Source organism: Paenibacillus sp. AGC31, assembly GCF_057334655.1.
Genome location: NZ_JBHFJH010000032.1, coordinates 27,946 through 40,811 on the forward strand (window position 1 = coordinate 27,946; position 12,866 = coordinate 40,811).

Here is a 12,866-nt window from a genome sequence, read left to right on the forward strand (position 1 = left end):
ACATTTTATAATAAGGATGGGATGACATGGCTAAAGATGGGATGTTTTATGCACCAAAAAGCGTTACAAAAGAGGTCGTATGTGGTCCGGGTGAGTTCACGATTGCTGCTGTTGCGCTGGATCATGGACACATCTACGGCATGGTTGGGGCATTGTTGGAGGCTGGAGCTACTCTCAAGTGGGTGTATGATCCGGACCCGGCGAAGGTGGAGGCATTTCGGAAGCAGTTCCCACAGGCTCAAGTCGCTGGATCTGAAGCGGAGGTGCTTGCAGACGATGAGGTGTTATTGGTGGCAAGTGCAGCGATCCCTTCAGATCGTGCGCCGCTTGGCATGAGAGTATTGGCCGCAGGCAAGGATTATTTTACAGACAAAGCCCCATTTACCACGCTGGAGCAATTAAAGCTTGCACGAGAAGAAGTGAAGCGAACGGGCAAAAAGTATATGGTGTATTACAGTGAACGACTGCATGTAGAAAGTGCGATCTATGCGGGGCAGCTCATCGAACAAGGGGCAATCGGCAAAGTAGTGCAAGTTATGGGTACAGGCCCGCATCGCCTGAATGCTGGAGGAAGACCCGACTGGTTCTTCAAGCATGAGCAGTATGGCGGTATTCTCTGTGATATCGGGAGTCACCAGATCGAACAATTTCTGACGTTTGCATCATGTACGGACGCTGAGGTAGGGTTCAGTCGTGTGCATAACTTCAATCACCCACAGTTCCCGGAACTGGAGGACTTCGGCGAAGCTTCTCTGATTGGTGATAACGGAGCTTCCGGTTACTTCCGAGTGGACTGGTTCACACCGGATGGTCTGGGCACATGGGGTGATGGGCGTACAGTTATTCTGGGAACGGACGGTTATATCGAGCTGCGGAAGTATATCGATGTAGCGAGAGAACCGGAAGGAGATCAGGTCTATCTGGTAAACCATGAAGGCGAGTTTCGCTACAGCGTGAAGGGCAAGGTCGGTTATCCGTTCTTTGGTCAACTGATTCGCGATTGTCTGGATCGCACCGAGACAGCCATGACACAAGAACATGCATTCAAAGCGGCAGAACTCTGCCTGATTGCACAACATAAAGCGATGAGCGAACGCGTGGTGTGGAGTAGCGGAGCGAAGTAAATGTTTTAGGTGAAGGGGAGCAAAGGTTGATTACTGAAGGTTATGAGTAAAGTTGAGCGAAGAAAGAGCAGCCCAAATGTAAAACTGCATCCAACAGGTTAGTCTTTTCTAACAAATGGAGCAGTTCGCACTGGGGCTGCTTTTTTTGAGTATGTTCGTGACTTCGCAGATGGATTAATATGGGTTATATTATATGTAGTTCGGATATTGTTTGATAAGAGAGATATTTACGAAGTTCGTAGATATGATGTTATGAGAAATCAAATTAAAGGGGAAACCAAGAGTGGGAAAAAAACTAACTATATTTCTTGTGGATGGGTCAGAAACAGGGCCTAGAACAATTGAAATCGGTAATTGGTCAGGTAAGGCTTTATATTCACAGCGTTCTTCTTTGCCTAAAATCATAGAGCGACCCGAATTTAATAGACCAGGAGTCTACATTCTAAAATCTTTACCTAACAACGAAAACTATAATGAACGCATATACATAGGTGAAGCAGAGAATCTTAAAAAGAGATTAAAGCAACACTTAGCGGATTCAGATAAGGATTTTATCGAAATTGTAGCCTTTATAAGCAAGGATGGAATGCTTACTAAATCTCATATCAAGTATTTAGAATCTCGAATTATTTCTTTATCTAAGGATGCGAAAACAGCCGAAATTGATAATGCTGTACAGCCTGAGTTAACAACTCTCCCTGAAGCTGATATTTCAGATATGGAATACTTTTTAGAGCAGATGAAGTTGATTTTTCCAGTAGTTAATTTTATGTTCTTGGTTCCTTCTACCCTTAAACAATCAAATGATAATGTAATTTCATCACCTCCGGTTAGTAGTGATATCATATACACGCTAAAAAGCAAAAGAGCTTCTGCTAAATTGATAGAAACTGAAAAAGGCTATGTAGTTCTATCTGGATCTCAAAGCTGTAAACAGACGTCAAGTTCAATTTCCGAGGGATGGATCAAGCAGAGAAACAAATTGATAGAAACTGGAGTTCTGATTGATGGCGGGGAATTTTATATATTTAATGAGAATGCGATTTTCTCCAGTATCAGTGCAGCGACTGCTGTAGTATTAGGCCGTCAAGCAGCAGGCCCTGTAGAGTGGATAGATGTTAACGGAAGAACGTTTAAGCAAAATCAAGAAAAGAAATTTGAAAGTGAAAGCAATGAAGAGTAATTTGACATCTCATAACATAATATTCTAGCAGCGGCTCCTGATGGAGCCTAGCTCTGCGGGAAGGATATCGAAGAGGGATTTCAGCAGACAACCACTGCTACGGTTACCCCTTGGTCAAAATGATGTTTTTGGCAGGGGAGTTGATTTATGTGACAACTTGCTGCGTAAGTTTGTGAACACAAAAAAGTTAGCAAAAATCAGGGGAATGCTTAATTAAAAGATTGATAACTATTAGTTAAGGACGGGGATTAAAATGAGTAGCTTGTTACTAACCTCTTGTGGTTTTTATACTGAAGATATTAAAAATCAATTTCTGGATTTTATTGATGGAGATATTTCTCAATTAAAAGTCTCAATTATTACAACAGCATCCCCTAGAAAAGAAACTAATAGATATGCACAAAGTGCGATGCAAGAGTTTAAGGACATGGGATTTCAACATATCAATTTTGTAGATATTGAATTTGATGACCCGCAAATTCTCTTACATAGAGATGTTATATATATCAATGGTGGAAATCCATTTACTTTATTGTATTACGCTAAGAAAAGTGGTGCTGATAAAATTATTAAAACACTGGCCGCACAGAATGTAATTATAGTTGGAGTAAGTGCTGGAACGTTATTACTGGGGCCGAATATTAACATTGTCGATTTCTTTACTCCACAGATGAACACAATGGATTTAACGGATTTTAAGGCATTAGGTGTAACCGACAAGCTTATTTTCCCTCACTATGACAGAGAGGACGTATTTAAAGATAGTTCTAATAAAACAATTGAAGAGAGAATATTAGAATTTGAATGCAATGAGAAATGTAAGGTGACAAGGCTTAAAGATGAAGAATATATCTCAATCTTAATGAACCAAGCACATTGAAAGTCGTAAATTCATTGAAAGTAGCTCGAAGAAGCTCATATTTTAGGAGGAGTCTATATGATATTAGAAAAAGTTATAAATAGAATTGCAATACAAAGTGAATATAAGGATTTGGTTGATAAGTATATAGATCATATACTTAACGATTTTAAAGGTAAGATTCATAGCATTTATATGTGTGGCTCGATTCCAAAAGGAACAGCTCAACCTTTTAAATCAGATGCAGACTTTACTATTGTATGTGCAAATCCCGAAGATATTGATTACGAAAGATTGTCAATGATTAAAGACAGGCTTTTGGAAGAATATCCATTCGTCACTAAGATGGATACGATCATTTGCTCGATTGATGATGTATTAAGTAGACCGAATGATTGGGGGTTTTGGATTAAGATCATTTGTGTTTGCATACATGGGGAGGACATTGGTGAAAAAGTGCCCCCGATCATAATTTCTCCAGAGTTCATTTTAGACTTAAATACAGAGACCAAGGAGGAAGTAGATCGTGTACATCGTTCACTTTCTAATGTTAGTGATCACTCAATGAAAACTAGATATATTAAAGGTTACTCTAAGAGATTAATTCGTGCATTATACTCTTTGGTTTTAGAAGATACAGGGGTATGGGAAGATGAAATCATTAAGATGAAGAATGCCATATTAAACTATTGTGAGATTGACTCCGCTTTAGTTGAGTATCTATATGCTTGTTACTTGGATAGTAGCAATGTACTTGTTGAAGAGTTTCTGAGAATTGCAGATGAAGTATATCGCTATTTTGAGAACGCTTTAAATTCAATGGCTGCTTCCAGAAATTCATTTGACTAACAATATATTAACGATCGTAATCACCTTGAGAAGCGAGTGACCACATCCAGTCCCTAAGCCCGTCGAGACACCGCCAATACAAAACGTTATCTGAAACTGGCAAGATTGAAAGGAGAAAATATGATACTTGGGTTGTATGAAGCACATTTACCAGTAAGTAACTTACATCAATCAATCGAATTTTATTCTAAATTAGGATTAGAGCTGGCCTGGAGAGATGAAGATACAGCTTTCTTCTGGATTGAGAAAGAAAAGAGTTGGGTCGGTCTATGACAGGGCAAAGAGCATAAAACTTCTTATCATCCATCATTAAGGCATATAGCATTTCGAGTGAGTTATGAAGATCTTCGAGACAGTGTGAAATGGCTTCAAAACATTGAAATAGAGCCTGTTCCATTTGGAAAAAGAGATTCAATAGATCCATTTGTTAGTCCTAATCAGGGAAATGCTTCGGTCTACTTCAATGATCCAGATGGAAATAGTTTAGAATTAATGTGTTTTGTAAGTGTCCCTGAAAACTTAAAGAATATATCTAATAAATTATCAATTGAAGAATGGGAAGACCTTTTGAAGAGATGAGTTAAAGAACTTACTATTGGGATGTTTCAAAAGAAGTGCCGGAATCAGATAACATAATATCCACGCATCGAGGATTCGTCTTCGGTCCGGGCAGTCGCGGATACACCTGGCATACGTCAGGCGTCATGAATACGGGAACGTTATCGGAAATATTCGTAAATACTTTATTTTTTGGGGGCATCTCAAGGATGAGTGAAAAAACAATAATTATTGAAGATTACAACAATGAAATGCCTGAAATGTTTTCTGATCTGAAATCCATCATAGAACAAAGACTCGGGGATCTAGTACTTAGAATTGAGCACGTTGGTAGTACCGCAGTACCTGGACTAGCGGCAAAACCTATTTTAGATATTGATGTAGTAATTGATTCTATGGACTTGCTTCCAGATGTAATTCAAGGATTAGAAAGTTTAGGTTACTATCATGAAGGGAATTTGGGTGTTGAGAACAGAGAAGCTTTTGCAAGAAAAGATGCAAATGTTCCTTATAGTATAGTAAAAATACAGAAACCTAAACATCATTTATATGTTTGTAATAAAGAGAGCAAAGAGTTATTAAGACATATATCCTTCAGAGATGCACTAATTAGCAATCCCGAATTTGTAGTCGAATATGGCAATCTAAAGAAAGAACTTGCTATTAAATATGGAGAAAATCGTCAGTCTTATACGGATGGGAAGACCGAATTTGTAAATAAAGTACTTAATGAATATGGATAGAACTTGTAGGTTGCTCAATGGGATTAAAACATCCGATAGCAAATTATTCACGCTGCGGGGCTAACGCCCCTTGGCCTGCCAGAGATGTTTCGAGGAAGTCGTATCAGACGACAACTCCTACGAGGCTAAGTTTTCGACCCATCGCTGGTGCTCTTTAAGCTCTCGGGTTTGTGAATACAACAACGTTATCGGAAATCTTACAAAGGATATGAAAACGTGAATACTAAAGATTTTAGAAAGCTAATTAGGGTGTATTTTGTTCCAAAACTACATGAGGTTGGGTTTATGGGAACCGATCACCATTTTGTGAAGACAACTGATAATCACTTTATTTACACTCTGGTGATTCAGGCAGATAAATCCGGTGGATCTTGTGTTATGGAGATGGGGGTGCATCTAGATTTTCTTCCTAATTCTATTGGTGAATTTAAGTCTTCAAATGAAATCACGACCTATGATTGTGAATTCAGAAAACGTCTTAATAAAAAAGCAAATTGGCTGAAGAGATTTTTTACTGTGGAGCGTGAAAGATGGTTTCAATACGGAGAAACAGAGTATGATGCAATAGTTACTATAAATGAAATGAAAAAGTTGTTTTTGAATCAAGGAATGAGTTATTTTTCTCAATTTAATGATCCTAGGATGATTACATCAATTTCATTGGCCGAGATAATAGCTAGATCTAAGAAGATTGAAGATTTTGGAGCTCCACTTGATTTAAGGCTGGTTTTGTTAATTGCACGAACGCATAAATTTCTAGGTAATGATAGGGACGCGAAAGTTTATGCTCAATGGGGATTAAATAATATTGGGGAAGCAAAAGGACTCATTAAGGACTTTAAGACCATAGGTCTAGGGAGTTTCTAACATAATATCCGTGCTTCGGCGCCTAAAGGCTCCACGGTCCGCGAGAAGCAATTGGCAGGGGAGAGAACTAGCGGACACATCCTTAAGACTAACCGCATCGCGGTCGCTCCAATTGGTCGCTTAAGTCGGTGGGAGGGTCATGGATACAACAACGTTATGCCCCATTATCGGTAAATATCAAAGATAATATTTAAGGAGATAATTTATGAAAGGTAAGATACTCTTCTTATTATTTATTGCGATAGTGTTTTCATCTTGCCAAAATAGTAGTCAATTGACTACCATGAACAGCGAAACTAAATCAATAATGAATTCTGAACTGCCTCCTGATGTAGTGAGTACAGGTAATCGAACAGACTCGAAAGAAATAACTGAAGGTCAATCAGATCCTTCTAACAATCAAGTGTTATCCATGAGTATTGGGAACTATGATTTGACTGGAGATTTTTATGATGAAATGCTTCGAAATCCTATAGATCATGATTATGAAGTGGAATTTAATAAACTTCAAAATTCCAAAGAGATTATTACAACATTGGTATGGGGGGCGTTGGAAAGCAAATATACAGAGATTTGGGATAAAGAGTTGAATCAAATATATAAAAAGCTTCTTTCTAAGTTGGATGAAGAACCAAGAGAAGCACTAATTGAATCGCAGAAAGAATGGTTACAGTATCACTTAAAGGAAACAAAATTTGTAGAGAAGACATTTATTAATAATGGTTATCTTGGATCAAAAGGATCGGTAAGCCTAGGCATGGTTATACGGGAGAGAATTAGGGAAAGAACAATGCAATTATTTGAATATCGATATTTGCTAGATGGTGAAGTTGAGTTTTTATACCAAAGTAAAAAATAGAGTTGGAATCTGGATTAAAGGTTTTTAGGTGATGCTTCAAAGCAGTAACGGCACATAACAATGTATTCAAGCTGTAGGGATACCACCCTTTGGTTGTAAGATGTATAATCATGGAAGAACACTCAGAAAACACGACTCAGCCTAAGATAAGAGCTATCTAAGGCTGGGTATTTTCGTGAACGTGCAGGACGTTATACAACAGAATCAAAAACAATAGAAAAAGAGGGTCATATAACCCCAGAAGATAGAATTACGGAGGGGAAAGATGAACATAATCAAGTGTAATATACGAGAACTCATGGCAGAACATCGAATAGATGATATAACTGAATTGATGGAAAAATCGGGCTTAAGTCGGAATTCGATCAATAAGCTCTATAGGGAAACAAATATAGAAACAACAAAGCTGGAAACCATATTCAAGCTATGCGATACATTTAATTGTAAATTATCTGATTTGATCGAATACGTACCAGGAGAAAAATAAATAGTGAAGGTCCGGAGCCTTGGTCAGTGGATAGATTTTGAGAAGGAATTTCAGCAGTCCCCCCTTTGGGTTCAAGAATACAGAAACGTTATCCAATACTCCCAATCAAAACAACAAGCATAGGAGCAATATTATGACAATCATTTTCAAAGAAGTAAAAGACATTGATACACAAGCAATTCAAGAACTGTTTCACTCGGTGGACTGGAAATCAGGAGATTTCCCAGAAGATCTTAGACAAGCAATATACAACTCGCATACGGTTATAACAGCATGGGATGATACCAAATTAGTTGGCTTAATAAATGCATTGTCTGACGGCGTGATGACAGTATATTTTCATTACATGTTAGTACATAAAGAATATCAATCATTAGGAATTGGAAAGAGAATGATGGAACAAATGCTTAGTCGATATTCTAATTTCAAAACAAAAGTGCTTATATCCTATGATAGTGCAGAAAAATTCTATGGATTATTTGGATTTAAGCCAGAAGAAGGAACAAAAGCCATGTTTATTTCAGATATGGTATAGCATTGAAGTAAAGATTTCGATCAGATAAGAATTGATTATAGATGGATTTGTTTTTGAGAAGGTCCTATATAAAGCTTCAATTCGGATATGAAGGGATACCAGATGATAAGTTATAAACCATTTCAAAAATTATTGATTGACAGGGAGATTAAGAAGCAGGATTTATTAAAAATCACGGGGATCTCATCGGCAACGATGGCAAAACTCAATACGAATGAGTATGTATCTTTAGAAGTAATTGATAAATTATGTACGGCATTGGGATGCCAGCCTGGAGATCTATTGGAGCATATAGCAGATCAATGATGGGATGATAACATCTGCTGGTTACTCAAAGTTGAGATTCCGTCGTATGACATAAAGCAACGGCTCCTAACGGAGCCTAGGTCTGCTAAGTGGATTTCGAAGTTGATATTATGGTAGACGCCTCCGAGTTTGTTGAACTGCATAAAAACAGGAAGGTGATTAGAAATCACTGCAATAAATTAAAGAGGAGAAGCTAATTATGTCTAGACCTTTAAGAATTCATATTATAGGTTCAACCGGTAGCGGGAAAACATATCTTGGTCAAGTTTTATCAGAGAAATTAAATATAAAATATTACGAACTGGATACAGTCATGTGGAGCAGTAGAGTGGAATTTTCAGGAAAGAACCCTCCAGACATGAGAGATAAATTACTACATAAAATAATTGATAATGATAGTTGGATTGTAGAGGGAGTATATTATAAATGGCTTTCTGATAGCTTTTCAAGAGCAGATGTAATTTATTACCTAGACACTAATGTATTGATTCGACATTTTAGAATTATCATGAGATTTGTTAAACAAAGAATAGGCGCAGAAAGATCTATATACAAGCAAACATTAAGAGGACTAATTGAAATGCTTATTTGGAATCATAAATTCAATAGTACAAATCGGAAAGAAATCTGTAGTTTCTTGTCCCCTTATAAAGACAAAGTGATAATCTTAAAAACCAACAGGCAAATGATAAGTTTACTCAATGAAGGCAGTGAAATCACATAACTCCGCATTCACACACCCAGCATACGCTGGGTCTTATATACAGAAAAGTATGTGAAATCGACGAAACTATTTAATGAGGGTGAACGATGAAGATAATAAGAGATAGGGAAGAACTTGAAGGAACTGGTTATATTGAAGTTTTACCCGGGAAGTACCTTGGGCAATGTTGGAATGAGGACTCAATTTACTTTGATGAGGAAGTATTCGGCTATATAGAGAAATCAATAGAAAATATATTTTCTGGATATGATCATTATGCATTTAACGAAATACATCGAAAAACGTGGGAGGTGATCCTTGAGGATTTGAAAACGCTTGCTAATCTCCTTGATGAAAAAGTAACAATGGAATTAATAAATGAACATGTATATTTCTTCTTTGGCAGTTCTAAAGATGAGTTTCAACAAGATTTTCTCAATAGTGTTCAGAGACTTCGTGAATAATCATAGAGTTTGTTGTATGGGTTGAAAAGCAATTAACAACTCAAGATTTTGTTTCAGTTCTAGGCATTTAGCTATTCCATTCGAGGAAGAGTGGTTATTTAAACCACCATAGGAGGAATTAGAATGAAATTTATCGTTTCTGCTAGTGTAATCGTTCTCAATGAACATAATGAGATTTTACTTATGAAAGGCCGAAGAGGCTGGGAAATGCCTCAAGGTTGTGTTGAAGAAGGAGAGACTATTAGGCAGGCAGCAGTTCGAGAAGTGAAAGAGGAAACAGGGATTGACATTGAATTAATTAAATTTTGTGGATTGTATCAGAACATAACGCGAGGCGTATGCAACAATATATTTACTGGAAAACCGATTGGTGGAGCTTTAACTACCAGTGATGAAAGTGAAGAGGTGGGCTACTTTACTTTAGAAGAAGCTGGGCAGATGATAACATGGGGGAATTTCTATAACAGAATTCATAATGCATTAGATGAGCAAAGCCATCCTTTTTTGATTGAATTTTCAGAATAAGGTCACTCATTATGGTAGACTCCACCATAAAGTCGCTCCTCTCTTGGTTGGTGATGTTCTAGACAAGCACCATTCTACCCAAGATAGGGGCGCTTCTTATATAATTGTACCTTCGTAACTCAGGTTTAATTGTGCTAGTTTTCTAATCCAAATACAGATATGAGAGTAGTGTAATATAAGGAGCAGCCCGAGAATAAAGGTTGCTTCTTTTTTGCTTTTATACTTCGCAAATGGAACATTGTGGGTTATATTGGATATGATTTGGTTCTATAGTAGAGAAATGGAGAGAGGTGGTCAACCTTGGATGAAAATATACGCTTTCCGATAGGACACTTTGAGCCAAATCTTAAACTCTCTAATGAGGAAAGAATCCACATCATAGGTCAAATTCCCGGAATTACGAAGACCTTAAGAGAGATTACACAACATCTCAATGATGATCAACTTTGTACTCCTTATCGTGATGGCGGTTGGACGATTACACAGATTGTGCACCACCTTGCGGACAATGACATGAACGCTTATATCAGATTTAAGAGAGCATTAACTGAGGATGAACCGATGGCAAGCTCATATCGAGAGGATTTATGGGCATCATTACATGATTACAGGAATACGCCCATCGAAGATTCAATTTTGCTGATGGAGATACTGCACAAGCGATTTCTCACGCTGTTGTATAGTTTACATCTCGATCAGTTTAGACGAAAACTCCGAACAGAAGTGTTAGGTACAATTTCATTGGATATCGCCCTTCAAAGATTTGTATGGCACGGGCAGCATCATATTGCTCAAATTAAATCTTGTATAACATCGCAGAGGTGGTAGGGTTTTATACATCTCAAGTGTGGAGGTAACATAATGGGAAATTGTGAATTGAATTTCTGAGGAGCCTTGGGCTGCTGCTATCAATTACCTAGGATTAGTATGTAAACGGATTCAGAACTAGATGAGTGACTGCGTTTTAAATATAAAGTCAAATAGAAGTAATCTTGATTAGGGGGATACGGATGTTGATTGAAGATGAAAAAGTATACCCTGATTGCGCAGTTGAAATAAGAATAGTAGACGTCGGCGGATTAACAAAACCACAGCTTATACAGAAACTGGACCAACACTCTATTTTATTGAATAAATATGGAGAACAGTTGTTAAATGATGAGAGATTTATAGTTTCCAGTACAAAGCGAAGCTTGCAAACGGTTGAGTTGACCGTCAGACAACTTGGATTTTCGGATGGTGCTACGACTTTTCAGCTCTTTCGAAGAGCAAATGATCTTGGGTTGGAATGTTGTCCGGTTGAGTTAGGTCCTTATCTAAGAATGCAATATTTAGATCAGCCTGAGATATGTTCTACCAATATTTCAGAGGGTAACAAAGCTCCGTCCGGCTCCATTACGATAGCATCTGCAGCCCTTACGGAGGATAATGAATTTCCAAAAGGTTTTTATCTCAGACGAATAAACGACAAGTTATGGTTACGAGGATATCTTGCCGACGATTTGCATATTTGGAGTCCTCATGATCGTTTTATCTTCTGTAGGTCTCAGCTTCTATTGTATTAGGATCGGGAAGATGTTTTGAAAGGAAAGGAGTGAAGATCAATGGATATCAAAAACAAAAGCGGAGATGTGCTTGGAAAGATTCAAATTGAATCCTTACGCAATGATAATGCGATTGACCGAATCGTCATTGACTTAAAGCCTGGTGACGGGAAGGCGATTTATACCGCAGATGTTATAGAAAATCAATTCACACAACAGACCAATTATGCACCCATTCCATGGGAAGACGGTTTGGAACAACTGCAGAAACATTATTCTCCATGGCAGCCGAAAATTCCGATTGATTCTGATATAGATGCCATTCATATATTTTATGGATTTGATAATTTAACTCCGCAAGAAATCGATGAAATGATTGAAGAAAGTAACAGGTCAGGCAGAAATGTAGTGATACGCGACTTGAAGCCCAATAAGAAGGTTGTGGGCATCAGCATCACCTATAAAGAATATGGTGGTTATAAACTTAATATTTTCGGGACAACAAAGAGCCGGATCGCATTGTCTGATCATGATGGTACTAAGGTTAAACAAGCAGCCATCCGTGGCGTCGAAGCATTTTATATTTTCAATAACCAAACTTCCCAATTGGTATGGATCGAAGAGGATGTGCATGGGAAGGCGTTGCAATACGAGATCATTGGCGGAAACATGTCAGAAGATCTTGTGATGAAGATTGCGAAGTCAATGAACTTATAAATTTTTATATTATCTGAGGGAGGTGCAACGATGAGTTACAAAACTATTCTCATAGACCAATTAAACGCCTGTTATCATGACAAGAGCTGGTTTATTCCGCTTCATGATATTTTGACAGACCTCAATGCGGCGGAAGCCGCTTATGTAAAGAATGAGGGGGAGCTTTCCATTTGGGCGATCGTCAATCATCTTATTTTCTGGAATGAGAAGTGGCTTGAGAGATATATTGCCGAACAGGTCAACGGGCAGAATTCAGTGAATAATGAGGATACATTCGACATAGATCTGTCTAACTTGAATGATGTGGAATGGGGCAAGACATTACATAGACTGAAAACCGTCTTTAGTGATTGGAACAGGGCACTTGAAGATAGTGAAGAACATAAATTGACACGTGAAATCCCTTCTTATTTCAACGCGCCATGGTGGGGAGTTGTATCAAATCTATGTATTCATAACGCCTATCATATTGGTCAGATCATGCTGCTCAAAAAATCAATGAAAAACACGTAGTACATGCTGTATTACGTTTATAAAATTATA

The 12,866-nt window shown here is 37.8% G+C and carries 17 protein-coding genes and 1 pseudogene; all 18 read left to right on the forward strand.

From position 1 onward, the window contains the following. Nucleotides 1-26 precede the first annotated feature (26 nt). Complete coding sequence (locus tag ACE04G_RS19740; protein ID WP_221825162.1) at nucleotides 27-1,124, forward strand: Gfo/Idh/MocA family protein; 1,098 nt, start codon at nucleotides 27-29, stop codon at nucleotides 1,122-1,124. A gap of 283 nt (nucleotides 1,125-1,407) precedes the next feature. Further along, a complete protein-coding gene (locus ACE04G_RS19745) occupies nucleotides 1,408-2,307 on the forward strand; it encodes a GIY-YIG nuclease family protein (RefSeq protein WP_221825160.1) in 900 nt (299 codons plus the stop codon). Between the two features lie 253 nt (nucleotides 2,308-2,560). Further along, on the forward strand, nucleotides 2,561-3,187 hold the full coding sequence (locus ACE04G_RS19750; protein ID WP_221825157.1) for a Type 1 glutamine amidotransferase-like domain-containing protein: 627 nt from the start codon (nucleotides 2,561-2,563) through the stop codon (nucleotides 3,185-3,187). 57 nt (nucleotides 3,188-3,244) lie between these two features. Next, a complete protein-coding gene (locus ACE04G_RS19755; RefSeq protein WP_449004364.1) occupies nucleotides 3,245-4,015 on the forward strand; it encodes a nucleotidyltransferase in 771 nt (256 codons plus the stop codon). Nucleotides 4,016-4,135: 120 nt separating this feature from the next. Continuing rightward, a pseudogene (locus ACE04G_RS19760) lies at nucleotides 4,136-4,594 on the forward strand (VOC family protein). Between the two features lie 188 nt (nucleotides 4,595-4,782). Continuing rightward, nucleotides 4,783-5,316, forward strand: coding sequence for a GrpB family protein (locus ACE04G_RS19765; protein ID WP_449004365.1), 534 nt, complete (start codon nucleotides 4,783-4,785; stop codon nucleotides 5,314-5,316). 216 nt (nucleotides 5,317-5,532) lie between these two features. After that, entirely contained in the window at nucleotides 5,533-6,183 is a 651-nt protein-coding gene (locus tag ACE04G_RS19770) for a DUF4304 domain-containing protein (protein ID WP_449004366.1), read from the forward strand. 205 nt (nucleotides 6,184-6,388) lie between these two features. After that, nucleotides 6,389-7,042: a lysozyme inhibitor LprI family protein gene (locus ACE04G_RS19775; protein ID WP_449004367.1), complete on the forward strand. Its 654-nt coding sequence runs from the start codon at nucleotides 6,389-6,391 to the stop codon at nucleotides 7,040-7,042. Nucleotides 7,043-7,307: 265 nt separating this feature from the next. After that, nucleotides 7,308-7,529, forward strand: coding sequence for a helix-turn-helix domain-containing protein (locus ACE04G_RS19780; RefSeq protein WP_449004368.1), 222 nt, complete (start codon nucleotides 7,308-7,310; stop codon nucleotides 7,527-7,529). Nucleotides 7,530-7,662: 133 nt separating this feature from the next. After that, on the forward strand, nucleotides 7,663-8,064 hold the full coding sequence (locus ACE04G_RS19785; protein WP_449004369.1) for a GNAT family N-acetyltransferase: 402 nt from the start codon (nucleotides 7,663-7,665) through the stop codon (nucleotides 8,062-8,064). 102 nt (nucleotides 8,065-8,166) lie between these two features. After that, a complete protein-coding gene (locus tag ACE04G_RS19790) occupies nucleotides 8,167-8,370 on the forward strand; it encodes a helix-turn-helix domain-containing protein (RefSeq protein ID WP_036670472.1) in 204 nt (67 codons plus the stop codon). Nucleotides 8,371-8,569: 199 nt separating this feature from the next. Then, on the forward strand, nucleotides 8,570-9,094 hold the full coding sequence (locus ACE04G_RS19795; protein ID WP_221825149.1) for a P-loop NTPase family protein: 525 nt from the start codon (nucleotides 8,570-8,572) through the stop codon (nucleotides 9,092-9,094). A gap of 86 nt (nucleotides 9,095-9,180) precedes the next feature. Beyond that, nucleotides 9,181-9,537, forward strand: coding sequence for a hypothetical protein (locus ACE04G_RS19800; protein ID WP_449004370.1), 357 nt, complete (start codon nucleotides 9,181-9,183; stop codon nucleotides 9,535-9,537). Nucleotides 9,538-9,660: 123 nt separating this feature from the next. Continuing rightward, nucleotides 9,661-10,062, forward strand: coding sequence for an NUDIX hydrolase (locus ACE04G_RS19805; RefSeq protein ID WP_449004371.1), 402 nt, complete (start codon nucleotides 9,661-9,663; stop codon nucleotides 10,060-10,062). A 300-nt stretch (nucleotides 10,063-10,362) separates the two neighbouring features. Continuing rightward, nucleotides 10,363-10,890, forward strand: coding sequence for a YfiT family bacillithiol transferase (locus ACE04G_RS19810; RefSeq protein WP_449004372.1), 528 nt, complete (start codon nucleotides 10,363-10,365; stop codon nucleotides 10,888-10,890). A gap of 182 nt (nucleotides 10,891-11,072) precedes the next feature. Further along, nucleotides 11,073-11,627: a helicase gene (locus ACE04G_RS19815; protein ID WP_449004373.1), complete on the forward strand. Its 555-nt coding sequence runs from the start codon at nucleotides 11,073-11,075 to the stop codon at nucleotides 11,625-11,627. 39 nt (nucleotides 11,628-11,666) lie between these two features. Next, a complete protein-coding gene (locus ACE04G_RS19820; RefSeq protein ID WP_449004374.1) occupies nucleotides 11,667-12,323 on the forward strand; it encodes a DUF4367 domain-containing protein in 657 nt (218 codons plus the stop codon). 30 nt (nucleotides 12,324-12,353) lie between these two features. Then, nucleotides 12,354-12,836: a DinB family protein gene (locus tag ACE04G_RS19825; protein WP_449004375.1), complete on the forward strand. Its 483-nt coding sequence runs from the start codon at nucleotides 12,354-12,356 to the stop codon at nucleotides 12,834-12,836. Nucleotides 12,837-12,866: the final 30 nt, after the last annotated feature.